This is a genomic window from Candidatus Microbacterium colombiense, from assembly GCA_029203165.1.
In the GTDB taxonomy this organism is placed as follows: Bacteria; Actinomycetota; Actinomycetes; order Actinomycetales; family Microbacteriaceae; genus Microbacterium; species Microbacterium colombiense.
Genome location: CP119308.1, coordinates 3,193,830 through 3,217,954, shown reverse-complemented (window position 1 = coordinate 3,217,954; position 24,125 = coordinate 3,193,830). Strand labels below are relative to the sequence as shown.

General features: G+C 68.1%; 24 protein-coding genes. 20 read left to right on the top strand and 4 right to left on the bottom strand.

The window, feature by feature from the left end; genetic code table 11:
- Positions 1 to 2 precede the first annotated feature (2 nt).
- Genes P0Y60_15730 through P0Y60_15720 form a run of 3 tightly spaced genes read left to right on the top strand, consistent with a single transcriptional unit; the run spans position 3 to position 3,589 of the window.
- Positions 3 to 1,046 (top strand): ABC transporter permease, encoded by a 1,044-nt coding sequence (locus tag P0Y60_15730; GenBank protein WEK60731.1) that lies wholly within the window; start codon positions 3 to 5, stop codon positions 1,044 to 1,046.
- Positions 1,047 to 1,049: 3 nt separating this feature from the next.
- Entirely contained in the window at positions 1,050 to 2,822 is a 1,773-nt protein-coding gene (locus P0Y60_15725) for a dipeptide/oligopeptide/nickel ABC transporter permease/ATP-binding protein (protein ID WEK60730.1), read from the top strand.
- Positions 2,819 to 3,589: an ATP-binding cassette domain-containing protein gene (locus tag P0Y60_15720; GenBank protein WEK60729.1), complete on the top strand. Its 771-nt coding sequence runs from the start codon at positions 2,819 to 2,821 to the stop codon at positions 3,587 to 3,589. The genes P0Y60_15725 and P0Y60_15720 overlap by 4 nt, the downstream gene beginning before the upstream one ends.
- 7 nt (positions 3,590 to 3,596) lie before the next feature.
- On the opposite strand, the gene P0Y60_15715 is transcribed toward P0Y60_15720, so the two are convergent.
- Positions 3,597 to 4,988: a helix-turn-helix domain-containing protein gene (locus P0Y60_15715; protein WEK60728.1), complete on the bottom strand. Its 1,392-nt coding sequence runs from the start codon at positions 4,986 to 4,988 to the stop codon at positions 3,597 to 3,599.
- A 117-nt stretch (positions 4,989 to 5,105) separates the two neighbouring features.
- Here P0Y60_15715 and P0Y60_15710 point away from each other — a divergent pair, with 117 nt between their 5' ends.
- Both P0Y60_15710 and P0Y60_15705 read left to right on the top strand, forming a co-directional pair.
- Positions 5,106 to 6,203, top strand: coding sequence for a Zn-dependent alcohol dehydrogenase (locus tag P0Y60_15710; protein WEK60727.1), 1,098 nt, complete (start codon positions 5,106 to 5,108; stop codon positions 6,201 to 6,203).
- Positions 6,204 to 6,266: 63 nt separating this feature from the next.
- Positions 6,267 to 7,706 (top strand): APC family permease, encoded by a 1,440-nt coding sequence (locus P0Y60_15705; GenBank protein ID WEK60726.1) that lies wholly within the window; start codon positions 6,267 to 6,269, stop codon positions 7,704 to 7,706.
- A 143-nt stretch (positions 7,707 to 7,849) separates the two neighbouring features.
- Here P0Y60_15705 and P0Y60_15700 read toward each other — a convergent pair whose 3' ends face one another.
- Together P0Y60_15700 and P0Y60_15695 are read right to left on the bottom strand one after the other, a co-directional pair.
- Positions 7,850 to 8,257, bottom strand: coding sequence for a hypothetical protein (locus P0Y60_15700; protein WEK60725.1), 408 nt, complete (start codon positions 8,255 to 8,257; stop codon positions 7,850 to 7,852).
- Between the two features lie 103 nt (positions 8,258 to 8,360).
- Positions 8,361 to 8,849, bottom strand: coding sequence for a YajQ family cyclic di-GMP-binding protein (locus P0Y60_15695; GenBank protein ID WEK60724.1), 489 nt, complete (start codon positions 8,847 to 8,849; stop codon positions 8,361 to 8,363).
- A gap of 187 nt (positions 8,850 to 9,036) precedes the next feature.
- Between P0Y60_15695 and P0Y60_15690 the strand changes: the two genes are divergently transcribed.
- The 3 genes from P0Y60_15690 (at position 9,037) to P0Y60_15680 (ending at position 12,811) form a co-directional block, all read left to right on the top strand.
- Positions 9,037 to 10,251, top strand: a complete 1,215-nt coding sequence (locus P0Y60_15690; protein ID WEK60723.1) for a maltose ABC transporter substrate-binding protein — start codon at positions 9,037 to 9,039, stop codon at positions 10,249 to 10,251.
- 68 nt (positions 10,252 to 10,319) lie between these two features.
- On the top strand, positions 10,320 to 11,924 hold the full coding sequence (locus P0Y60_15685) for an ABC transporter permease subunit (protein WEK60722.1): 1,605 nt from the start codon (positions 10,320 to 10,322) through the stop codon (positions 11,922 to 11,924).
- Positions 11,924 to 12,811 (top strand): sugar ABC transporter permease, encoded by an 888-nt coding sequence (locus P0Y60_15680; protein WEK60721.1) that lies wholly within the window; start codon positions 11,924 to 11,926, stop codon positions 12,809 to 12,811. The genes P0Y60_15685 and P0Y60_15680 overlap by 1 nt, the downstream gene beginning before the upstream one ends.
- Before the next feature lie 9 nt (positions 12,812 to 12,820).
- Here P0Y60_15680 and P0Y60_15675 read toward each other — a convergent pair whose 3' ends face one another.
- Positions 12,821 to 14,044: an ROK family protein gene (locus P0Y60_15675; GenBank protein ID WEK60720.1), complete on the bottom strand. Its 1,224-nt coding sequence runs from the start codon at positions 14,042 to 14,044 to the stop codon at positions 12,821 to 12,823.
- Positions 14,045 to 14,146: 102 nt separating this feature from the next.
- On the opposite strand from P0Y60_15675, the gene P0Y60_15670 reads away from it, so the two are divergent.
- The 12 genes from P0Y60_15670 (at position 14,147) to tuf (ending at position 24,088) form a co-directional block, all read left to right on the top strand.
- Complete coding sequence (locus P0Y60_15670) at positions 14,147 to 14,998, top strand: chitosanase (GenBank protein ID WEK60719.1); 852 nt, start codon at positions 14,147 to 14,149, stop codon at positions 14,996 to 14,998.
- A 41-nt stretch (positions 14,999 to 15,039) separates the two neighbouring features.
- The gene (locus P0Y60_15665; GenBank protein WEK60718.1) at positions 15,040 to 15,366 is read left to right on the top strand and encodes a PadR family transcriptional regulator; all 327 of its coding nucleotides are present in this window, start codon (positions 15,040 to 15,042) and stop codon (positions 15,364 to 15,366) included.
- A 2-nt stretch (positions 15,367 to 15,368) separates the two neighbouring features.
- Positions 15,369 to 16,028 carry a hypothetical protein gene (locus P0Y60_15660; protein WEK60717.1) on the top strand — a complete coding sequence of 220 codons (660 nt, stop codon included), beginning with the start codon at positions 15,369 to 15,371 and terminating at the stop codon, positions 16,026 to 16,028.
- A gap of 64 nt (positions 16,029 to 16,092) precedes the next feature.
- Complete coding sequence (locus P0Y60_15655; GenBank protein ID WEK60716.1) at positions 16,093 to 16,245, top strand: hypothetical protein; 153 nt, start codon at positions 16,093 to 16,095, stop codon at positions 16,243 to 16,245.
- A 116-nt stretch (positions 16,246 to 16,361) separates the two neighbouring features.
- Positions 16,362 to 17,360, top strand: a complete 999-nt coding sequence (locus P0Y60_15650) for an ABC transporter (protein WEK60715.1) — start codon at positions 16,362 to 16,364, stop codon at positions 17,358 to 17,360.
- Positions 17,361 to 17,428: 68 nt separating this feature from the next.
- A complete protein-coding gene (locus P0Y60_15645; protein ID WEK60714.1) occupies positions 17,429 to 17,860 on the top strand; it encodes a hypothetical protein in 432 nt (143 codons plus the stop codon).
- Between the two features lie 59 nt (positions 17,861 to 17,919).
- On the top strand, positions 17,920 to 18,567 hold the full coding sequence (locus P0Y60_15640) for a spermidine/putrescine ABC transporter substrate-binding protein (GenBank protein ID WEK60713.1): 648 nt from the start codon (positions 17,920 to 17,922) through the stop codon (positions 18,565 to 18,567).
- A 141-nt stretch (positions 18,568 to 18,708) separates the two neighbouring features.
- Positions 18,709 to 19,506, top strand: a complete 798-nt coding sequence (locus P0Y60_15635; GenBank protein WEK60712.1) for a DUF427 domain-containing protein — start codon at positions 18,709 to 18,711, stop codon at positions 19,504 to 19,506.
- A 192-nt stretch (positions 19,507 to 19,698) separates the two neighbouring features.
- Positions 19,699 to 20,067 carry a 30S ribosomal protein S12 gene (gene rpsL, locus P0Y60_15630; protein ID WEK60711.1) on the top strand — a complete coding sequence of 123 codons (369 nt, stop codon included), beginning with the start codon at positions 19,699 to 19,701 and terminating at the stop codon, positions 20,065 to 20,067.
- A gap of 5 nt (positions 20,068 to 20,072) precedes the next feature.
- A complete protein-coding gene (gene rpsG, locus P0Y60_15625) occupies positions 20,073 to 20,543 on the top strand; it encodes a 30S ribosomal protein S7 (protein ID WEK60710.1) in 471 nt (156 codons plus the stop codon).
- 90 nt (positions 20,544 to 20,633) lie between these two features.
- Positions 20,634 to 22,748, top strand: coding sequence for an elongation factor G (gene fusA / locus P0Y60_15620; GenBank protein ID WEK60709.1), 2,115 nt, complete (start codon positions 20,634 to 20,636; stop codon positions 22,746 to 22,748).
- A 149-nt stretch (positions 22,749 to 22,897) separates the two neighbouring features.
- On the top strand, positions 22,898 to 24,088 hold the full coding sequence (gene tuf, locus P0Y60_15615; protein ID WEK60708.1) for an elongation factor Tu: 1,191 nt from the start codon (positions 22,898 to 22,900) through the stop codon (positions 24,086 to 24,088).
- The last annotated feature ends 37 nt before the right edge of the window (positions 24,089 to 24,125 follow it).

The window sequence follows — 24,125 nt, the reverse complement described above, 5'->3', positions numbered from 1 at the left end:
CCATGACGACGATCTCTTCGCTCCCGGCCGCCGAACTCGCGGACGATCCGTCTGCCGCTCAGGCGTCGCGGGCGGGAGGTCGTCGTCGTGGCTTCCGCCCGTCCACCCGGGCCGGTTTCCTCCTCCGACGATTCGGTCGACTGCTGCTGTCCCTGGCCGTCGTGGTCGTCGCCTCGTTCTTCCTGGTCCATCTCGTTCCGGGCGACCCGGTGCGCGCGGCCCTCGGGGTGCAGGCCTCGCCCGAGCTGGTGGCGGCGACGCGCGCAGAGCTCGGGCTCGACAAGCCGCTCTTCTCCCAGTTCGTCGACTACATCGGCGGGCTGCTGCGCGGCGACTTCGGTGTCTCGATCCGCACCGGCCAACCGGTGTCGGCCATGATCGCGCAACGTTTCCCGGCGACGGCCGTGCTCGGCGTGCTCAGCTTCCTCGTCGCCCTCTTCGCCGCCCTCCCGATCGGTATCGGTGCGGCGGTGAGCATGCAGTCGGGTCGCCGGCGCGTGCAGGATGCGGTGATCTCCGGCGTACTGGGCATGCTCATCGCCGTGCCGGGCTTCCTGCTGGCGGTCGGCCTCATCGCGCTCTTCGCGGTACAGCTCGGCTGGCTCCCGGCGGCGGGGTGGGGGGATCCGCGGGAGGCGATCCTGCCGGTGCTCGCTCTCGCCCTCGGCCCCATGGCGTACCTCGCGCGTATCGTGCAGGTCGAGATGGTGACGGTGCTGGGCATGACCTACATGACCACGGCGCGCGCCAAGCGGTTGCCATCCCGCCTCGTGTACCTGCGGCACGCGCTGCCGAACATCGTGACGGCCTCACTCACCGTCGGCGGACTGCTGCTGAGCGGCATGATCGCCGGCACGGTCTTCATGGAGACGATCTTCGCCATCCCCGGCATGGGCGGCATCATGGTGCCCGCCGTGGGTGCCAAGGACTACCCCGTCGTGCAGGGTGTCGTCATCGTCTACGCGCTGATCATCCTCGGCGTCAATCTCGTGGTCGACCTCGTGCTCGTCACCGTCGATCCTCGCTCGTCGATCGCGGAGGGCTGATCCATGACCGCATCCCGAACCCGTCGCCGCCTCTCCACCGTGGCGGTCGCCGCGATCCTCGGTCTGGCCGCGCTGCTGCTCGTGACCGTGCTCGGACCGATCCTCTTCGCCGATGCGGCCGGCACCAGCGTCGTGCCCGACCGTCTGCTGCCGCCGAGTGCTGCGCATCCGTTCGGCACCGACGACCTCGGTCGAGACATCTTCGCGCGGGTGATGGTCGCCGCGCGCATCTCCCTGGCATTGACGCTCGGCGCGACCGTGGTCGCCACCGTCGGAGGCATCGCCTTCGGGCTGATCGCGGTGATCCTCCCGCGCCACCCGCGACGCTGGATGACCGGGCTCCTCGACGTGCTGCTCGCGTTCCCCTGGCTGCTCCTCGTCCTGTTCTTCACCGTCATCTGGGGTGCCAGCGCCTCCAGTGCGATGTTCGCGATCGGCATCTCCGGGATCCCGTTCCTGGCCCGACTCGTCTACAACCTCGCCTCGTCGGTATCGGGTCGCGACTACGTGCGTGCCGCCCGGGTGATCGGCGTCGGCCCGTTCAGCATCCTCGTGCGGCACATCCTGCCCAACATCGCCAAGCCGCTCTTCGTGAACGCGGCCGCGACCGCGAGCGTCACCCTGCTGTCGTTCGCGGGACTGTCATTCCTCGGGCTCGGCGTGCAGCCGCCGGAGTACGACTGGGGTCGACTGCTGCAGGACGGCATCACCCGCATCTACATCAACCCGCTCGCCGCGATCGGGCCGGGCGTCGCGGTCGTGCTCGCCGGTCTCGTGTTCACGTTCGTCAGCGAGGCCCTGGCCGGGGCGGACGGCGGCGGCTACCGCGCGACCGCGGCGCACGTGCTGCACGCGGCCGTGCCCCGGTCCCAGGCTGCCGTACCCGCGACGATGATCCCTCAGGACCCGGATGCGCCGGTCGCGGAGATCACCGACCTCCACATCGCCTTCGCGGCAGCGGACGGCAGCATCATCGAGCGCGTGTCCGGTGTGGATCTGCGCATCGCCCCCGGCGAGGTCGTCGGCATCGTGGGGGAGTCCGGATCGGGCAAGTCCCTGACCGCGATGGCGCTCGCCGGACTGCTCGACAGGGACGCCCGGATCACGACCACGGCTCACTCGTTCAGCGGGATCGACATGACCGGGTCCCTGTCGGCGAAGGATCGTGCGCGCCTCGGCGTCGAGCTGGGGATGGTGTTCCAGGACCCGCTGACCTCGCTCAATCCCGCCCTCACGGTCGGCCGCCAGCTCACCGAGGTGCCCGAGGTGCACCTGAGGATGTCGCGCACCGCCTCCCGCGCACGAGCCGTCGCCGCTCTCGACGCCGTCGGGATCCCGGATGCCGCCTCCCGGCTCTCCCAGTATCCGCATCAGTTCTCCGGCGGCATGCGGCAGCGCGCCATGATCGGTCAGGCGCTCACCGGGCGGCCGCGATTGATCATCGCCGACGAGCCCACCACCGCGCTGGACGTCACCGTGCAGCGCCAGGTGATGGGGGTCCTCCGCCGGGCGCAGCAGGAGACGGGGGCGGCGATCATCTTCATCTCGCATGACATCGCCCTCGTCTCGGCGTTCTGCGATCGGGTGCTCGTGATGAAGGACGGCCGCATCGTCGAGTCGCTCGACGCGCAGAGCATCCGCCAGGACGCACGGCATCCGTACACCCGCGCGCTCATCGCGTGCCTGCCCGATATGACATCCGACCGCACGCAGCCGCTCCCCGTCATCCCGCCGGAGCTCGCGGCATCCGCACTCTCCGAGGAGGTGGGGGTATGAACGCCCTCGAGATCGACGGTCTGACCGTGCGCTACGGACGGGCGGTCGTCGTCGACGACGTGTCGATCGTCGTGCGGCCGGGCCGCACCGTCGGCCTCGTCGGCGAATCCGGGTCGGGCAAGAGCACGATCGCCGGTGCCGCCGTCGGGCTGGTGCAGCCGGCCGCGGGGTCGATCCGTGTCGACGGCGTCTCGGCCGTCGGCCGTGGGCGTGCGGCCCGTGACGCGCGACGGCGGATGCAGCTGGTGTTCCAGGACCCCTTCTCCGCGCTGGATCCGCGGATGAGCGTGGGCGAGTCGATCGCCGAGGCCTTGCGCGCCACAGGGCGCTCCTGGACGCGCGCCGAGCGCATCGCGCGCACGCGGGAACTGCTCGCGCTCGTGCACCTCGATCCGGACAGGGCGGGGGAGCGGCCGGGGGCGTTCTCCGGCGGACAGCGTCAGCGCATCACGATCGCGCGCGCACTCGCGGGCGAGCCGTCGGTGCTGATCGCCGACGAGGTGACGAGCGCACTTGACGTGTCGGTGCAGGGCGCGATCCTCAACCTGCTGCGCGAGCTGCAGGAGCGGCTGGGGCTGTCGATCCTCTTCATCTCGCACAACCTCGCGGTCGTCCGCTACATCAGCGACGAGGTGTACGTCATGCGCCACGGCCGGATCGTCGAGTCGGGCCCGACGGAGCACCTGCTCGCGGCTCCCGAGGCCGAGTACACGCGGGATCTGCTGGATGCCGTGCCGGTGCTGGGGGTCAGGATGGTCACCGGCTGACGAGCCGTCAGCGCTGTGCGCGCAGGGCGATCCACGCGGCAGCGCGGTCGTCAGGGCTCGACATCGACAGCCCGGTGAGCTGCTCGATACGTCGGATGCGGGCGGCCAGCGTCTGCCGGTGCACGCCGAGGTGCGTGGCCGCGGCGCCCCACGCCCCGTTCTCCGCGAGGAATCCGCGCAGCGTCTCGACCAGGTCGTCGTCGCGCAGGGGATCCAGAACGGAGGCCAAGCGTCGGGTGTCCGGCGCCGGCAGCCGGTCGAGCACGAGGTCGATGGTCGGCATGGTCCGGTAGCGCACCACGCCGCGCCCTTCGGCGACGGCGACGTCGTGGGCACGGCGCGACTCCTCGGCCGAACTCATCAGCGCATCGATCGGGGCGGGGGAGCCGAGGCCGAGATGCAGCGACACCGTGAACGCCGCCGCCCGCCGCGCGATCTCGTCGATGTGCTCCTCACGGGCGAAGCCGGTCACGACGCCGTGCGAGGCCGACAGCAGGTGCGGTGCTCCGAGGTCTTCGAGCCAGTGGATGACGACCCGTTCGGCATCCACGTCGAATGACCGTGCCGAGAGCGCGAACGCCGCCAACGAACGGTCGCGCACACCCCAGTCCTTCGCGAGAGCGAGGGCGTTCGGTCCGCCCTCCTCCAAGACCCGCATCATCGTGGCCCGGCCGAGCCGCTCGGTGCGGCTGCCGTCGTGGGTGCGCAGCAGCAGGTCGAGCAGGGCGGCCGCCTGCGAGCTGAGGTCGCGCGCCCTGCTCGTCGATCCGCTCCGCGCGGTCACGACCAGGAACGCCGACATGTCGTCATCCGTGCCGACGGGGTGCACCTGCAGCGCGCGGCTGCGCACCCGCACCGGACGGTTGAACGCGACCGCCACGGCGTCTCCCACGTGCAGAGCGCCGGCACCGGCTGAGGCGATCGGCTGCGCGTCGCGATCGAGCAGCACCGCCCACCCGTCGAGCCGTCGGGCAAGCTCCGCGACGACGCCGGCCACTCCGCTCCTGCGTGCGGCCAACGCCAGCACCTTGGTGGCGGCGAGCACGGCACGATCCTCCGCCGCGGCATCCGTCGCGAGCAGCGCCTGCAGGGTGGGCAGCACGACCGCCGGTTCGAGGTCGGGATCGAGGATCGCGGTGACGCCGTCGGGCACAGGCGCGAGCGTGCCCGTCGCGACGATGACCGCGAGTCGGAGCGCCGCGCCGCGTTCGTCGCTGCCGAGCGCAGCCGTGAGTTCCGCCGGATCGGCGACGACGAGGGTCGCGAACTGCGGATGCGGAACGACGGCGAAGTCGGCCAGCGGGACGACGCTCGACACCCGGGCTCGCGACCCCAGCGAGCCGCCGTCGACGAGCGTTCCTCCCAGCAGTCGCGCGATCGATGCCAGATCTCGCGTCATGTGTCCCAGTGTAAGGAATGTCGAGCACGGCGTGGGTGACTCATCATTTCGGTGAATGACACGGAGGTGTTCGCGTTCCTACGATGGGGCCCGACCTACACGAACGAAGGGGGCCACATGCGGGCCATCGTATTCCGCGACACCGACAGTCCGATCGAGCACACCGAGGTGCAGCTCGCACCCCCGGCTGCCGGCGAGGTGCGCGTGAAGATCGCCGCCGCAGGCGTGTGCCACTCCGACCTGCACGTGAAGCGCGGCGAGTGGACGGCCGCGACCCCGATGGTCATGGGCCATGAAGGCTCCGGCGTCGTGGTGGAACTGGGCGAGGGCGTCACCTCGCTCGCGGTCGGCGACCACGTGGTGCTCAGCTGGGTGCCGCCGTGCGGCGAGTGCCGCTACTGCCGTTCGGGCCATGAGGCCCGGTGCCAGAAGGTCGCGACCGTCGTCGCACCGCTCGGCGTGCTGTTCGACGGCACCTCGCGCCTGAGCCAGGACGGCGAGACGATCCACCACTACCTCGGCGTCTCCTCGTTCGCCGAGGAGGTCGTGGTTCCTGCCTCGGGCGCCATCAAGGTGCGCGATGACGCCCCGCTCGATGTCATCGCCGTCGTCGGTTGCGCAGTCGCGACGGGTGTCGGCGCCGTCATGAACACCGCCGGCGTCGAGCCCGGCGCGCTCGTGGCCGTGATCGGATGCGGCGGCGTGGGACTCAACGTCATCCAGGGCGCCCGGCTGGCCGGTGCCGAGCGGATCGTCGCGATCGACGTGCGTGAGGACAAGACCCGACTGGCGGCGCAGTTCGGCGCCACCGACCAGATCGTCGCTCCCGACGGCGACGCGGTCGCCCAGCTGCGTGCGCTGCTGCCCGACGGCGTCGACTACGCCTTCGACGCGATCGGCCGCACCATCACCACCGAGCAGTCCATCGAGATGCTCGGACTCGGCGGCGCCGCCGTCATCGTCGGACTCCCGCCGACCGGCGCGCGTGCCTCGTTCGAGCCCCTCGTGCTGGCGGAGGCCGACCAGCGCATCCTCGGGTCGAACTACGGTTCCGTGCGTCCGGCGATCGACATCCCCGCCCTCGTCGACCGCTACATGGACGGCCAGCTGATCCTCGATCCGCTGATCTCCTCCCGCCGCCCGCTCGCCGAGGCCGCCGAGGCGTTCGCCGAGCTCGAGTCCGGCCAAGCGCTGCGCACACTCCTCATTCCCTGACCTGCACTTCACCCTCCCCCCTTTAAGAACAACTCCGACCAACCCGATGCGAAGGAGCACCCCGTGACCACGACAGCCCAGCAACATCCGCCCGGCGCCCCCACCGACGCCGGCCTCCGCCGCGGCGTGATGAGCGGCCCGGAACTCGCGGCCCAGGCGATCGCCAACATCGCGCCCAGCGCCGTCATCGCCTTCACCGCCGCCGCGATCTTCCTCGGCGCCGGCAACGGCACCATCTACGCGTTCGGCCTCGCGACGATCGTCATCCTCTGTGTCGGCTACTGCGTCGTGGTCTTCGCCCGCAAGCACGCCTCGGCCGGTTCGCTTTACACCTATGTGTCCAAGGGCCTCGGCCCCGCGGGGGCGTACCTTGCCGGTGCGACGCTGCTGATCGGATGCTTCGGCATCGCCGCCGCCTCGCTCATGGGGTCGGTCTCGTACATGAGCCAGTTCCTGACGCTGCTCGGCATCCCGGCCGCCGGTCTCGGCTGGAGCATCGGACTTGCGATCGTGCTCGGCGGGCTCGCGACGCTGTTCACGATCCGCGGCATCCGTCTCTCCGCGCGGGTGTCCCTCGTGCTCGAGCTGCTGTCGGTCGCCATCATCCTCGTGCTGCTGATCTCCGCCCTCGTCTGGGCGGGCCCCGGCGCCTGGGACCCCGCTCAGCTGCTGGCCGAGGGGTCCTCCTTCCAGGGCATCGCCGCCGGCATGGTGCTCGGCATCCTCGGCTTCGTGGGATTCTCGTCGGCCGATGCGCTCGGCCGCGAGGCGAAGAACCCGTACAAGGCCATCCCTCGCGCGATCATGTGGAGTGCGCTCACCGTCGGCATCCTCTACGTGTTCGCCGCGTACACGCAGATCGCCGTGCTCGGCGACGACCTCGCCACCGCGGCGAGCCCGCTCGAGAGCATGTCCGAGCTCATCGGCATGCCCGCCTGGTTCGCACCGGTGCTCACGTTCGGTGTCGCGGCGTCGTTCTTCGCCGTGGTCGTCGCCCCGCTCAACGTCATCGGCCGCATCGTCTACGTGATGGGCAAGGAGGGCGTCGTGCACGAGCGCTTCGGTCGCACGCACGAACGTCACCTCACCCCGCACCGCGTGCTGATGGCCGCCGGGGCGCTGGCCGTCGCCGTCGACATCGTGTTCCTCGTCGCGGGCGCCGACCCCATGGAGATCCTCGTGTGGGTCAACACCTGGGGCACCTACGGCTACATGGTCGCCTACGCCCTCGTCGCGATCGCCTGCGTGGTGTACACGCAGCGGGCCGGCATGCGGAACTGGCTCGTGTGGGTCTGTGCGACGATCGCCGTCGCGACCATGGCGTACGTCTTCTTCGCGAACGTGTTCCCGGTTCCGGCGTTCCCGTTCAACGTGATCCCCTATGTGTTCATCGTCTGCGTGCTCGCGGCGCTCACCCGGTACTGGTACCTCAAGGCTCGCCAGCCCGACGTGATCGCCCGCATCGGCAACACCGAGACCTCGGCGATGGACGGAGTCGGCTGATACGGCACCGCCCCCTCCGTATCAGCGGCTGCGAAGCGTGACCCGAATCCTCGCTCCGCAGCGACGAAGGCCCCGCCTCCCCTCAGGGGAGACGGGGCCTTCGTGGTGCGAGGCGCCAGGTTTCCTGCGCTGAGCCACCCCGACTACCGCAGTCCTTCTTCGCAGTCGCTGCCGTCGCGCGCTTCGGATCTGAGCACGTAGACCTCGCCCGTGTCGGTTTCGACCGACCAGGGTGGGAACACGATGTACATGTCCGTGGCGGCCGACCACGTCGCAGCCGGATCTGCCGCCGGGTCATCGGCTGCTAGTTCACGCTGCGCGGAATCAGTGGGATGAGCCCTGGCCCATTCGTACATGAGTTGGCCGGTCCGTGACCAGTCCTTCTCGTTCATCTGTCGCGCGACGGATGCGGGCATGGGGATGTCATCCGGCGTGCTGTAGTCATACGTGCAGGAGTAGGTGCGGCCGTCGTCTGTGACGTAGTGCAGGGGGATCGTCACGTTGGTGGAGTACCCGAGCGGCGGCCCGAGAGTCAGTCTGAGGAAGCCCACGAGGAGAGCCAAGAACACCACAACAACAATCGACAAGCCGATGACCCGTCGACGGCGCCGACTCGATGTGCTCTGCGTTGGTTCGGTGAGCTCGGGCACGGGCCTAGCGGTAGTTGAGGAACTGCAGGTCGACGTCGAGGTCGGAGCCCTTCAGCAGCGTGATCACGGCCTGGAGGTCGTCGCGGCTCTTGGACTGCACGCGCAGCTCGTCGCCCTGGATCTGGCTCTTGACGCCCTTGGGGCCTTCGTCGCGGATGATCTTGTTGATCTTCTTGGCGTTCTCCGAAGAGATGCCGTCCTTGATCGTCGAGACGATGCGGAACTCCTTGCCGCTGGCGAACGGGTCGCCCGACTCGAGGCTCTTGAGCGAGATGCCGCGCTTGATGAGCTTGGACTGGAACACGTCGAGCACCGCCTTCGCGCGCTCCTCGGAGTTCGCGATGATCAGGACCGACTCGCCGCTCCACGCGATCGAGGCGCCGGTGCCCTTGAAGTCGTAGCGCTGCTCGATCTCCTTGCGGGCCTGGTTCAGGGCGTTCTCCGCCTCCTGGTGGTCGACTTTCGAGACGATGTCAAAGGAACTGTCAGCCATGGGAGCAGTCTACCGAGACTCGTCCAGCACGGCGCTTATGGAAACGCTTCCACAGTCGCGGGCCGACTGAGTCCCGGTCACAGGTTGATATCGAAGGGATTCGTCATTGTGATCCGTGCTCGTCTCGATGCATACTGTAAGCGCTTGCAGTATCGCAGGCCTACAGCACTCAGAGAGGCACACACCAATGAAGGTGAACAAGAGGGGCATCGCCGCCGCCGGCGCCATCGCCATCGTTTCGACTCTGTCGCTTGCCGGCTGCTCCACCGGGACCAGCGGCAACGACTCCGCCGACAGCGGCGACGCGGGCACCAGCAAGCTCGTCGTCTGGGTCGACGCCGAGCGTGTCGACGCGCTGAAGGATGCCGCGGCATCCTACGAGGACAAGACCGGTGTCACGGTCCAGCTCGTGGGCAAGTCGGTCGACGACATGAAGGACGACTTCATCCAGCAGGTCCCCACCGGCAAGGGCCCCGACGTCGTCATGGGCGCGCACGACTGGCTGGGTGAACTCTCGACCAACGGCGTCGTGGCTCCGCTCGAGCTCGGCGACAGCGCTGACGACTACCTCCCCGTCGCACTGCAGGCCGCCACCTACGACGGCACGGTCTACATGCTCCCGTACGCGGTCGAGAACATCGCGGTGCTCCGCAACGCCGACCTCGTGCCCACCGCTCCCACGAGCTTCGACGACATGATCTCGAAGGGCACGTTCGTGGTCGAGCAGGGCGCCGAGGGCAACCCGTACCACCTGTACCCGTTCCAGACCGCGTTCGGTGCCCCCGTCTTCGGCACCGACGACTCCGGCAGCTACGACTCCACCGACCTGCAGCTGGGCAGCGAGGGCGGCTTCGCCTTCGCCGACTGGCTCGCGGCCCAGGGCACCGCGGGCACGCTGAACACCGACATCGACGGCGAGATCGCGAAGCAGCAGTTCCTCGACGGAAAGGCCGCGTTCTGGCTGACCGGCCCGTGGAACGTCGGTGCGGCCACCGACGCCGGCATCAACGTCGAGATCGACCCGGTCCCGAGCCCCACGGGCGAGACCGCATCGCCGTTCGCGGGCGTGAAGGGCTTCTTCGTCAGCGCCGAGTCCAAGAACAAGGTCGCCGCGAACGACTTCCTCGTCAACTACCTCGGCACCGAAGAGGTACAGCTCGCGCTGTTCAAGGCCGGTAACGTCCTGCCCGCGCTCACCGCGGCTGCCGACACCGCAGCATCCGACAAGATCGTCGCCGGCTTCCAGGCCGTCGGTGCCGACGCGGTCCCGATGCCGGCGATCCCGGCGATGGGCGCCGTCTGGCAGTACTGGGGCGTGGCCGAGGCCGCGATCATCAACGGCGCCGACCCGAAGACGACGTGGCAGAAGCTCGTCGACGACGTGGCCGCCGCGATCAAGTAACACCTCACGCACCAGACCTGCCGGGGTGGGCATCATGCCCACCCCGGCAGAACCTTGACGAGGATGAGATGACAGAAACCGTCGAGCCCACGGCTCCGCAGACCACACGACAGCGCCGAGCGGCGCGCATCGCCGAAGCGGCATCCGTCCCCATCGGATGGATCCTCCTGAAGATCCTCCTGCTCGCCGTCGTCGACGCCGTCGCGGTGTACGCCGTGTTCGTGCTCTTCACGCACGCGGAGTGGCTGATCCTGGCCGTGGTGGTCGCCGTCACCGTGCTGGTCAACTACATCTACTTCTCGCGCAAGCGGGTGCCGGCCAAATACCTCACCCCCGGCATCATCTTCCTGGTCGTGTTCCAGGTGTTCACCCTGCTGTACACCGGCTACATCGGCTTCACCAATTACGGCACCGGCCACAACGGCTCCAAGGAGCAGGCCGTCTCCTCGCTGCTGGCCTCGGCGCAGGAGCGCGTCGAGGACTCTCCGACCTTCCCCGTGACGGTCGTCGAGCAGTTCGGAACCTACGGGCTGCTCGTCACCGACCCCGACTCCGGTGACGCATTGCTGGGTACGGCAGACCAGCCGCTGCAGCAGGTGCAGGCCGAGTTCGACGGCGGCAAGGCGGTGGCGGTCGACGGGTGGACGACCCTCCCGCTCGCGACCGTCTTCACGCTCTCGGAAGAGCTCGAGAACCTGTCGGTGCCCTTCAGTGACGACCCCAACGACGGCAGCCTGCGGGCGCCCGATGGGCAGAGCGGATATCTGTACGTCTCCACGCTCGAATACGACGCGGATGCCGATGCGATCACCGACACGCAGACCGGAACCGTCTACGCCGACATCGGCACGGGGGCGTTCACGGCCGACGACGGCACCGAGCTCCTTCCCGGCTGGCAGGTGACGGTCGGATTCGACAACTTCGTGCGCGCCGTGACCGACTCCTCGATCCGTGGCCCGCTCATCTCTGTGACGATCTGGACGTTCGTGTTCGCGATCATCTCGGTCGCCTCGACGTTCTTCCTCGGCCTGCTGCTCGCGCTGGTGTTCAACAACACCCGGATGCGGTTCCGCAACGGATACCGGATCATCATGATCCTTCCCTACGCATTCCCCGCGTTCCTGTCCGCGCTGGTGTGGGCGGGCATGATGAACGAGAGCTTCGGATTCATCAACCAGGTGATCTTCGGGGGAGCGGACATCCCCTGGCTGACGGACCCCACGCTCGCGAAGGTGTCGATCCTCATCGTCAACCTCTGGCTCGGCTTCCCCTACATGTTCCTCGTGTGCATGGGCGCACTCCAGGGCATCCCGGAAGACGTCAACGAAGCCGCCGTCATGGACGGGGCGAATCCCTGGCAGATCTTCCGGCGCATCAAGCTGCCGCTGCTGCTGGTCACCGTCGCACCGCTGCTGATCTCGTCGTTCGCCTTCAACTTCAACAACTTCAACCTGATCTACATGCTCACCGGCGGCGGTCCGCGCTTCAGCGACGTGTCGATCCCGGTCGGGCACACCGACATCCTGATCTCGATGGTCTACAAGGTGGCCTTCACCGGGCAGACCCGTGACTACGGACTCGCGTCCGCCTTCACGATCCTGATCTTCCTCGTGGTCGCGACGATCTCGATCGTCAGCTTCCGCAAGACCAAGGCACTCGAGGAGCTGAACTGATGGGCACCACCGACACCCGCGTGCGCCGGCGCAGCGCCGGCGCCTGGTTCGCCGACACCGGTTGGCGACACGTCGTCGCGATCGTGGTCAGCATCTTCGCGCTGTTCCCGCTGCTGTACGTCGTCTCGGCGTCGCTGAATCCGAAGGGCACGCTGACCGGATCGAACCAGCTGTTCTCCGCGATCGGCATCGACAGCTACGTACGCATCCTCACCGATCCGCAGAACCCCTACGTGAGCTGGTTCGGCAACACGCTGCTGATCGCGTCGGTCACCGGCGCCGTGACCGTGTTCATCGGCGCCTGCGCGGCCTATGCCTTCTCGCGTATGCGGTTCGCCGGCCGACGCGTGGGCCTGGTCACCATCGTGGTCGTGCAGATGTTCCCGCAGCTGCTCGCGGTCGTCGCGATCTTCCTGCTGATGTCGACGCTCGGCGACTGGTTCCCGGCGATCGGCCTCAACACCCACACAGGCCTGATCCTGGTGTACCTCGGTGGCGCGCTGGGCGTGAACACCTATCTCATGTACGGATTCTTCAACACGATCCCCAAGGAGCTCGACGAGGCGGCGCGCATCGACGGCGCCGGCCACGCCCGCATCTTCTTCACGATCATCCTGCGTCTGGTCGCGCCGATCCTCGCGGTCGTGGGGCTGCTGTCGTTCATCGGTACGGTCAACGAATACGTGATCGCGAGTGTCATCCTCATCGAGCCCGAGCAGCAGACGCTGGTCGTCGGCCTGACGAAGCTGGTGGCCAACCCGCGTTACGCCGACTGGTCGGCGTTCTCCGCGGGAGCGGTGATGGCGGCCATCCCGGTGATGATCCTGTTCCTCTTCCTGCAGCGCTACATCGTGGGCGGACTCACCGCCGGGGCGACGAAGGGCTGAGCGCAGCGCTCAGTCCGGCCGCTGGCCGCCGCTGACGGTGTCGACGACCTGATCCTGCACGCGGGTCAGCGCCAGTCGCAGGCCCCCGTCGAGCACGGCGTTCTCCTCGAGGCCCGAGAGCAGCACGAGGGGACGCGCGACGACGGCGGCGCGCAGTCGCGCCTCGACGCGCGCCCTCAGCCTCTCTCCACCGGCGAGTGCCAGGTCGCCGGCGAGCACGATGAGATCGGGGTCGAGAATCGCGATCACCGCGGTCAGGCCCAGCACGAGGCGGCGTGCGATCTCATCGATGGCCAGTTCCGCGGGAAGAGCGTCGGATGCCGCGGCGGCGCGCATCGCCTGCTCGGGCGTGCCCTGATCGAACCCATGGTCGGCCAGCACTCTGCCCAGTGCCGGCCCGCCGGCGAGCGCCTGCATCCCTCCGGTACCGAATCCTGGCGACTCCTGGGGCGTCGGTGCACCGGGAACGCTGAGGTCGGCGATCTCGCCCGCGCCGCCCGTGAGTCCGCGGTGGATGCGCCCGCCGAACATCAACCCCATGCCGATGCCGTCGGAGACCCACAGCACGGCGACGCCGTCCTGGTCCGCCGCGACGCCGTGCGCCCGTTCGGCGATCGCGACGAGGTTGACGTCGTTCTCGATCGCGACCGGCACGCCGAGTCGATCCTGCAGACTCGCCACGAGTCCGGCGCCCTGCCATCCCGGCAGATGCGCGGCGAACCGCAGGCGGTCGGCGACGGGGTCGATCGCTCCCTGGATGCCGATCACCACGAGGTGCAGCGCGGTGAGGGAGATCCCGGCTTCGGCGCAGGCCGCCGAGACCACGAGGTGCACACGATCGGCGGCACCCGAACTCTCGGCATTCTCGGCGTCTTCTGCGTCAGGCGTGAGCAGCACGTGCTCTCCCACCCGCTGGCCGACCAGGTCGACCACGACGGCGACGATCCGCTCGGGCGTGACGTCGATCGACGCCGCGTAGGCGCTCGTGGCATCGACCCGGAACAGTTCGGCGGCGCGTCCGATCGCGCCGTCGCGGTTTCCGTCGCTGTGCACCAGGCCGTCGGCATGCAGTTGGGCGAGCAGATGAGAGGCGGTCGGTTTCGAGACCGACAGGCGCGCGGCGATCTCCGGCCGGCTCTGCGGCCCCTCATCGAGCATGAGCCGCAGCGCCGCGCGGGCGTTGATGGCACGCACGACGCTGGTACCGGTCGGGGGAGTGGGTGCGGCGGGCACGGGATCCTCACGGTCGGGAACGAATGCTTCGAATGCTATCCAAGCGATGGTCGGTGCGCGGAGGGATTGCCGCGCGCCGTGGTGTTGTCTAGCATTTCGTAAATGTCCATTCCGATTTCGCCGTCGCCCATGCGGGATCCGCGCCGCACCGCGGCCATCATCGCCTCCCTCATCGTGGTCGCCCTCGCCGTCGCGGTCGGCATCATCTGGATGACGGGGCGCGCAGCCTCCGCATCGGTGACGTTGCGCGATCCCGTCAAGCGCGAGATCGCGATGGAGATCATGACCTCCGCCGAGAATTCCGCGCTGGACTGGTACAACCGGTACGACTACCTCGAGGACATCGGCGACGACCGCGGCTACACCGGAGGGCTCGTGGGCTTCACCTCGGGCACGCACGACATGCTGATGCTGGTGGAGCGCTACACCGATGCCTCGCCCGAGAATCCGCTCGCTCCCTTCCTTCCCGCGCTGCGTGCGGTGGACGGCAGCGCGTCGCATGAGGGCCTCGGCGAGTCGTTCGAAGACGCCTGGGCGAGCGCGGCCGAGGATCCGGCGTTCCGGCAGGCGCAGCGCGATGAGGTCGACAGGCTGTACTTCGAGCCCGCCGTCGTGCAGGCGCTCGCCGACGGGCTCGGGGTGCTCGGGCAGTTCATCTACTTCGATGCCATGGTCATGCACGGTGATTCGGGCTTCGCGGAGATCCGTGCCCGGGCGCGGGATGCCGCTCACGACCCCGCCGAGGGTGGGGGAGAGGTCGCCTACCTCGAGGCCTTCCTCGATGCTCGGGTGGTGGCGATGAAACAGGAGGAGGCGCATGAGGACACCAGCCGTGTCGACACCGCGCAGCGTGAGTTCCTCGCCGCCGGCAACCTGGCCCTTGATCCGCCATTGCGGTGGGCCGTGTACGGGGACGCCTATGAGATCGACGGTGATCCGACGCCTCGGTGGTGAGAAATCAGCGGTAACCTGCGTTGCATGCTACCTTGTGATGCATGACAGCTGACATCGGGGCGCAGATGCGCAAAGGGGTCGTGGAGTACTGCGTGCTCGGTCTCCTCGCGCGGGAACCGATGTACGGCTGGCAGCTGGCGGACGCCCTCACGAACGTGGGCCTGATCGCCAGCATCGGCACGCTCTACCCTCTGCTGGGGCGACTGAGGGACAACGGCTGGGTCAGCACGTTCGATCTCCCGTCGGAGAGCGGTCCGGTGCGCAAGTATTACCGGCTCACGGATGCCGGGATCGAGCAACTCGCTCGCTTCCGTGCGCAGTGGACCCCGTTCGCCCGTGTCGTCACGGGCATCGTCGGAGAGGGATGAGCATGATCGAGACCACAGCCGAGCACCTGCGCGAGGACTACCTCGCGCGACTCGACGAGGCGATGCGCGAGCTGCCTCACGGGGTGGCCGCCGAGATCCGCGGCGGTATCACCGAAGAGCTCCAGGGATTGGATGCCGCGGCCACCGCCGCGCGGATCGCGCAGCTCGGCGATCCGGTCGACATCGCCCGCGAGGCGCAGGATGAGACGCCGGGCGGTCCCACGTTCGTCGTCGCGGCACCCCTTCCAGCGCCCGAAGCCCCGCGCCCGCGCACCACGTCGACCCGCGGCTTCGCGATCACCGCCGCGCTCGCACTGAGTTTCGGTGGGATCGTCGTCCCGGTGGTGGGCTGGTTCGTCGGAGCCGTCCTGGTCGTGCTCAGCCCACTGTGGAAGACGTGGGAGAAGACGGTGGCCATCGTCGTGCCCTTCGTCGTGTTCCTCACCGCCGTGATCCTGATCACCACGATGCAGGGCTTCTCGGGCGAGGGCAGCTCCTCGGGCAGTTCTTCCGGAACAGGCACTCCGCCGCCCGTCATGAATCCGCTGGTCCCGGCCTGGTACGACCTCATCTGGTTCGCCGTGATCGTGATCGGGCTCGTGCTCATCCCGGCATCCGGTCTCTGGCTGCTGTGGCGGTTGCGGGGACGCACCGCACGCTGAGCGGCGCTGCCGACGGTCGGCGTTGCGACGTCGAGGTGCGCTGATCCGCCTCTACGGTGGAGGTATGGCACGGGTGGCGGGACGCAGTCTCACGATGAGCTGGATCGCCGGTGTGTTCTGCACCGCGATCGTGTGCGGGTTGCTCTGGCTCTCGATCCCGATGCTGCCCGTGCTCGCGGAGTTCGTCGCGGCGGCGCTGCGCAACGTGCTCCCCTGACACCCTCCGAGGTGTCGCACCTTCCGTCGTCTGGCGACACGTCGGCACGCCTCCCTGAGCGCTCGCTCGCCCGGAGGTAACCTCGCACTGCACACATCCGATGAGAGGCGCACCCCATGAGTGACCCCGACGTTCCCCAGCCCGAGAAGCCGGCCGACGTCGACGACGTCGTCGGCAGCGCGAACGCCGGTCTCGATGCGGCCGCCGCTGCGGGCGCAGAGGTGCCCGGCGCGGCATCCGAAACCGATGCCACCTCGGAGCCTGCGGACGTGACGGTGGCCGCCGAGCCCGTCGTCGACCCCGATCTCGCTGCGTTCGAGGAGGCCGAGAGGTCATTCCCCGGCACCTTCGCGCCGCCCGCTGCTGCTGCCGCGGCCCCGCCTGCCTATGCAGGCACGGAAGCGACCGCGTTGTTCGCGACGCCGGTCGCGCCTGCGGCCGAGGAGTCGGCGATGGCGGATGCCGCCTACGCGCCGGCATACAGCGATGCCGAGACCCAGATCGTCCCCTCCGAGCCGCTGGTCGCCGCGGCTGCCGTGCCGCAATTCGCGCAGCCGATCTTCGTGCAGGCGCCCGAGCCCCCGCGTGACCGCGGCAATCGCGGCACCGCCGGGGCCATCGGACTGCTCGCGACCGTGGTCTTCGCCGTCCTCTACCTTGCGACCACGCTCGGCCTGGGCGCGCTCGCGGGCGACGTGACGGGCGAGAACATCGGCTCTGCCGCGCTCGCACCCCTGACCACGTGGGGATTCTGGACGCCCGTCGTGGTCTTCTTCCTCGGCTTCTGGTTGCTCGGCGCGATCATCAACCGCAGCCGCTGGGGCCTCTGGGTCGTCTTCGGTCTGCTCGTCGGAGCGGTCGCGTACGGCGGTCACATCCTCGGGCAGGTCTTCGAGGCCGGCATCCTGACGCTCAGCCCGTCGGCAGCCTCCGAGCTGGTCGGCGAGCAGCTGCTCGCACCGCTGGCGATCGCCGCCTTCGTCTTCGCCCGGGAGCTCACCATCTGGTTCGGCGCCTGGGTCGCACGCAGCGGCGCTCGCAAGACCGAGCTCAACGCCGAGGCGCAGCGCGAGTACGAGCGCACGCTCGAGGCCGGCCCGACGCTTCCGAGGTAATCACGAACACCACCACGCCGAACCCCCGCGGGCCCGAGTCCGCGGGGGTTTCGGCTGTCCTGGCGCTGGTGCTGGCCACGATCGGCTTCTTCGCCCTCGCGGTCTTCGGACTCGGGGCACTCAGCATCGCGACCGACACCGACATCATCTCGGTGCCGGGGCTCGGTCAGGCGCCGGGCGTGACCGGCATGTTCGTGGGGCTGATGGCCTTCGCGGCGATGCTCTGGATCGCGGTGCGGCGCACGCATCCCTCCTATGTCTCGGCCATCGCCATCGCTCTGGCCGCGGGACTCGGTCATCTCGTGGGGGTGTGGGCCGCGGTGCTCGTCGGAACCGGTGGACTGATCACGGCGACCGCCGTGGCGGGTGATCTGGTCAGGGGAGGGGCGAGCGCCGTGCTCGTGCTCGCCGCCGCCATCGCCGGATGGTCCGGGATCGCACTGCGCCGCACACGCTCCGAGCGTCCCCGCTGGCCGTGGGAGCGCGACGACGAGGAGTGACGCCCCGCCGTGACGGGCAAATCGGCGCGCGGATGCCGTCCGCGCCGTACGCTGTCCGTGTGGAGCGTTCGTTGGAGACGCAGGTCGACCAGGCCGTCGAGTCGTGGTTGCGCTGGGTGCCGCGCTGGGAGCCGGCGACCCACCGTGGTCGCGTCGCTCCGTGTCGCCGGTGCCTCGGCTCGCCGATCCTCTCCGCCGCCGGGATCGGAGCGAACGTCCCGCATGGCGTGCAGCACGGTCTGTCCACCCGGATCAAGACGATCGTCGACCACTCCGTCGCCGAGTACACGGCGCGAAACCTGCCGACGCTGCAGCGTGAGCTCGACCAGCAGGCTGCCCGCAACCGTGCTCGTGCCTATCGACCGGCCGAGGATCTCGATCCGGAGTTCGACGGACTTCCGCTCGACCCCGAGCCCGTGGCAGGGGCTCCCTTCCTCTTCACCATCGCCGGCCTCGCCGACGACTCCACCGCGGAACTGCCCCCGCTCCCGCCGTTGAGCGAAGACGCGAAGGCCGCGCTCCGTCAGGAGGTGTCGCTCGCCGACGAGTACGCGAACATGGTCGGCCGCGAGGTCTGCGGACTGCTGTTGCGCCATCGCCTGAGCATCCAGGCGGCGATCTCGCAGCACGTCGAGCCGCAGATCGAGGCGCTGCTGGCCGAGCTGACGCAGTCGCTCGACTCGCCGTTCGATCCCGACATGCCCTGAACGCCTGCGCGGACCGGGCAGTCTGCGTAGAACGCCCGCTCCGAGACACGCGGCGACACGCGATGTCATGCGGGGCAATCTCGCGCCCCGCGGTGCCCACGCCCGACTTGGATGGACGGGACCTCGTCTCCAGGAGCACCCATGACCGACGCCTCGACACGCCCTCTGCAGCCCCGCGACAGCATCCGCCTGGCTCGGCGGGTTCCGCTCGCCGTTCCGACCTGGCGCTGGGAGCCGAGCGAGCGGTGGCTGCGGGGGTGGGTGGGGGATCTCGCCGTGGTCGACTCACGTCGGCCGATCCTCGTGTGGGAGCCGACGGCGAAGGTTCCGGAGTACGGCTTTCCTCTCGACGACGTGCGCACGGACCTGCTGATCCCCGGAGAGGCACCCACCGCGGAGTACTACCGGCCCCGCGCGCCGGCGCGCAGATGGTTCGACCTCGTCGTCGGCGACCGGCGCATCCCCTCCGCCGCATGGACATGGGACCTCGACGAACTCGACGACTTCATCGCCGTGACGTGGTTCCCCGGGATTCTCGACCGGTGGACCGAGGAGGAGGACCGCGTCTTCGCGCACCCCCGCGACCCCCGCAATCGGGTCGACGCGTTGCCGTCGACCCGTCACGTGGTCGTGCGCGACGGTGCACGGGTGATCGCCGAGTCGCACCGCCCCGTGATCGTCTACGAGACCGGTCTGCCCGCACGCTTCTACCTGCCGGCCGACGACGTCGATCTGTCGGCTCTCCGCGAGATCGCGGGCTGGAGCGAATGCCCGTACAAGGGGGAGGCGACCCGCTACTGGGCGACCGCCGCCCGCCCCGATCATGAGATCGCGTGGTCGTATCCCGCACCGCTTCCCGCGGTCGCTCCGATCGCCGGACTGATCGCCTTCTACTCCGAGCGCGTCGACATCACCGTGGACGGGGTCGCCGTCATTTGACCGTCAGGTTACGCGGCATTACACTTGGTCAGGTGTGTGCACGTCTTGACGTGCGCGCTGGGCGTCGGCACCTTGCCGGTCCGCCTCCACGGCATACCCACCACACCACAAAGCGCGCCCGATCCGGCGTGCCGGTGGGTCATGATGTGAAACCCATCACGCTGTCACCGTGCAGCACTATGAGGAGAGAACGTGCCAACCATTCAGCAGTTGGTTCGCAAGGGTCGCTCGCCCAAGGTCACCAAGACCAAGGCGCCCGCGCTCAAGTCGAACCCGCAGCAGGCCGGGGTATGCACCCGCGTCTACACCACCACCCCGAAGAAGCCGAACTCGGCGATGCGCAAGGTCGCTCGTGTGAAGCTGCGCAACGGCGCCGAGGTCACCGCATACATCCCCGGTGAGGGTCACAACCTGCAGGAGCACTCGCTGGTGCTCGTGCGCGGCGGTCGTGTCAAGGACCTCCCCGGTGTGCGTTACAAGATCGTCCGCGGCGCCCTGGACACCCAGGCTGTCAAGAACCGTAAGCAGGCTCGTTCCCGCTACGGCGCGAAGAAGGGTTGAGTTAGATGCCTCGTAAGGGTCCCGCCCCCAAGCGCCCCGTCGTCAACGACCCGGTATACGGCGCTCCGATCGTCACCTCGCTGGTGAACAAGATCCTCGTCGACGGCAAGAAGTCGCTGGCCGAGTCGATCGTCTACGGTGCCCTCAGCGGTGTCGAGGCGAAGAACGGTCAGGATGCCGTCGCCACCCTCAAGAAGGCGCTCGACAACGTGCGCCCGACCCTCGAGGTCCGCAGCCGCCGCGTCGGTGGCTCGACCTACCAGGTGCCGGTCGAGGTCAAGCCGCACCGTGCGAACACCCTCGCGCTGCGCTGGCTCGTCAGCTACGCCAAGGGTCGTCGTGAGAAGACGATGACCGAGCGTCTCCAGAACGAGATCCTCGACGCGTCGAACGGCCTGGGAGCCGCGGTCAAGCGCCGCGAAGACACCCACAAGATGGCCGAGTCGAACCGCGCGTTCGCTCACTACCGCTGGTAAACCCTTCGACGGGCTCAGGAGCCCATCCGCGTTCCTGAGCCCGTCACCCCCTCTGCGCAGTACGACTGCACGAAAGATAAGGACACTCCTGTGGCACAAGACGTGCTCACCGACCTGAGCAAGGTCCGCAACATCGGCATCATGGCGCACATCGATGCCGGCAAGACGACGACGACCGAGCGCATCCTGTTCTACACGGGCGTCAACCACAAGCTCGGCGAGACGCACGATGGCGCCTCGACCACTGACTGGATGGAACAGGAGAAGGAGCGCGGCATCACGATCACGTCTGCCGCCGTGACCTGCTACTGGGACAAGAACCAGATCAACATCATCGACACGCCCGGCCACGTGGACTTCACGGTCGAGGTGGAGCGCTCGCTCCGTGTCCTCGACGGCGCAGTCGCCGTGTTCGACGGCAAGGAGGGCGTCGAGCCCCAGTCCGAGACCGTCTGGCGTCAGGCCGACAAGTACAACGTCCCGCGCATCTGCTTCGTCAACAAGATGGACAAGCTCGGCGCCGACTTCTACTTCACGGTCGACACGATCATCAACCGCCTCGGCGCGAAGCCGCTGGTCATCCAGCTGCCGATCGGTGCCGAGAACGACTTCGTCGGTGTCATCGACCTCGTCGAGATGCGGGCCCTCGTCTGGGCCGGTGACTCGAAGGGTGACGTCACCATGGGCGCCTCCTACGAGATCCAGGAGATCCCGGAAGACCTCAAGGAGAAGGCGGCCGACTACCGGCAGCAGCTGCTCGAGACCGTCGCCGAGACCGACGACGCACTTCTCGAGAAGTTCTTCGGTGGCGAGGAGCTCACGGTCGCCGAGATCAAGGGCGCGATCCGCAAGCTGACCGTCTCCAGCGAGATCTACCCGGTGCTGTGCGGTTCCGCGTTCAAGAACCGCGGTGTGCAGCCGATGCTCGACGCGGTCATCGACTACCTGCCGAACCCGCTCGACGTGGGCTCGATCGAGGCGCACGACCCCAAGGACTACGACACGATCATCGAGCGTCACCCCGACGCCAATGACCCGTTCGCGGCCCTGGCCTTCAAGGTCGCCGTGCACCCGTTCTTCGGTCGCCTCACCTACGTGCGCGTCTACTCGGGTCACCTCGACTCCGGCTCGCCGGTCGTCAACTCGACCAAGGGCAAGAAGGAGCGCATCGGGAAGATCTTCCAGATGCACGCCAACAAGGAGATCCCGGTCCCCTCGGTCACCGCCGGAAACATCTACGCGGTCATCGGCCTGAAGGACACCACCACCGGTGACACCCTGACCGACCCCGCGTCGCCCGTCGTCCTCGAGTCGATGACCTTCCCGGAGCCCGTCATCGAGGTCGCCATCGAGCCGAAGACCAAGGCCGACCAGGAGAAGCTGGGTGTCGCCATCCAGAAGCTCGCTGAAGAGGACCCGACGTTCCGCACCGAGCTCAACCCCGAGACCGGTCAGACGACCATCAAGGGAATGGGCGAGCTGCACCTCGACATCCTCGTGGACCGCATGAAGCGCGAGTTCAACGTCGAGGCCAACGTCGGCAAGCCGCAGGTGGCGTACCGCGAGACGATCCGCAAGGCCGTCGAGAAGCACGACTACACGCACAAGAAGCAGACCGGTGGTTCGGGTCAGTTCGCGAAGATCCAGTTCACCATCGAGCCGATGGACCTGGACTCCGAGAAGACCTACGAGTTCGTGAACGCCGTCACCGGTGGTCGCATCCCTCGCGAGTACATCGGATCCATCGACGCCGGTTTCCAGGACGCGATGAACGTCGGAGTCCTCGCGGGCTACCCGATGGTCGGCGTCAAGGCGATCATCGTCGACGGTGCTGCCCACGACGTCGACTCCTCGGAGATGGCGTTCAAGATCGCGGGCTCGATGGGCTTCAAGGAGGCCGCGCGCCGCGCGAACCCCGTGCTGCTCGAGCCGCTGATGGCCGTCGAGGTCCGTACTCCTGAGGAGTACATGGGCGACGTCATCGGCGACATCAACTCGCGCCGTGGCCAGATCCAGTCGATGGAGGATGCCGCCGGCGTCAAGGTCGTGCGTGCACAGGTTCCGCTGTCCGAGATGTTCGGATACATCGGCGACCTGCGCTCGAAGACCTCGGGTCGCGCCGTCTACTCGATGGAGTTCCACAGCTACGCTGAGGTTCCCCGCGCAGTGGCCGACGAGATCGTCCAGAAGACCAAGGGCGAGTAATCGTCCTTCTGGGAGCCGGACTCCGGTTCGGCTCCCAGGCCCCCTACAACTTCACATTCCCTCTCTACTAAACTGAGAATCTCACCCGTGGAGAACCGGTCGCAATCCAGTGCCCGGCACCTCTACAACGACGTCCTGAGGAGGACCCAGTGGCCAAGGCCAAGTTCGAGCGGACCAAGCCGCACGTCAACATCGGAACGATCGGTCACGTCGACCACGGCAAGACCACGCTCTCCGCAGCGATCTCGAAGGTGCTTGCTGACAAGTTCCCGTCTGACACCAACGTGCAGCGCGACTTCGCTTCCATCGACTCGGCGCCGGAAGAGCGCCAGCGTGGTATCACCATCAACATCTCGCACATCGAGTACGAGACCCCCAAGCGCCACTACGCGCACGTTGACGCTCCCGGCCACGCCGACTACGTCAAGAACATGATCACCGGTGCAGCTCAGATGGATGGCGCGATCCTCGTGGTCGCCGCCACTGACGGCCCGATGGCTCAGACGCGTGAGCACGTTCTGCTCGCCAAGCAGGTCGGCGTGCCGTACCTGCTGGTCGCGCTGAACAAGTCCGACATGGTCGACGACGAGGAGATCCTGGAGCTCGTCGAGCTCGAGGTCTCCGAGCTGCTCGCCTCGCAGGGCTTCGCCGAGGACGCTCCTGTCGTCCGCGTCTCCGCTCTGAAGGCTCTCGAGGGTGACGAGAAGTGGACCCAGTCCATCCTCGACCTCATGGAAGCCGTCGACGAGAACGTTCCGGACCCGGTGCGCGACAAGGACAAGCCGTTCCTGATGCCCGTCGAGGACGTCTTCACGATCACCGGTCGTGGAACCGTCGTCACCGGCCGCGCCGAGCGTGGCACGCTGGCCATCAACTCCGAGGTCGAGATCGTCGGACTCCGTCCGACCGTCAAGACCACGGTCACGGGTATCGAGATGTTCCACAAGCAGCTCGACGAGGCATGGGCCGGCGAGAACTGTGGTCTCCTGCTCCGTGGAACGAAGCGTGAGGACGTCGAGCGCGGTCAGGTCATCGTCAAGCCGGGTTCGGTCACGCCGCACACCGACTTCGCTGGCACCGCGTACATCCTGTCCAAGGATGAGGGCGGGCGTCACAACCCGTTCTACACGAACTACCGCCCGCAGTTCTACTTCCGCACCACCGACGTCACCGGTGTCATCACGCTGCCCGAGGGCACCGAGATGGTCATGCCCGGCGACACCACTGACGTGACGGTCGAGCTGATCCAGCCGATCGCCATGGAAGAGGGCCTCGGCTTCGCCATCCGTGAGGGTGGACGCACCGTCGGCGCCGGTACGGTCACGAAGATCATCAAGTAAGCATCTGCTTCCTTCGCACAGGGGTCGGGCCTTCGGG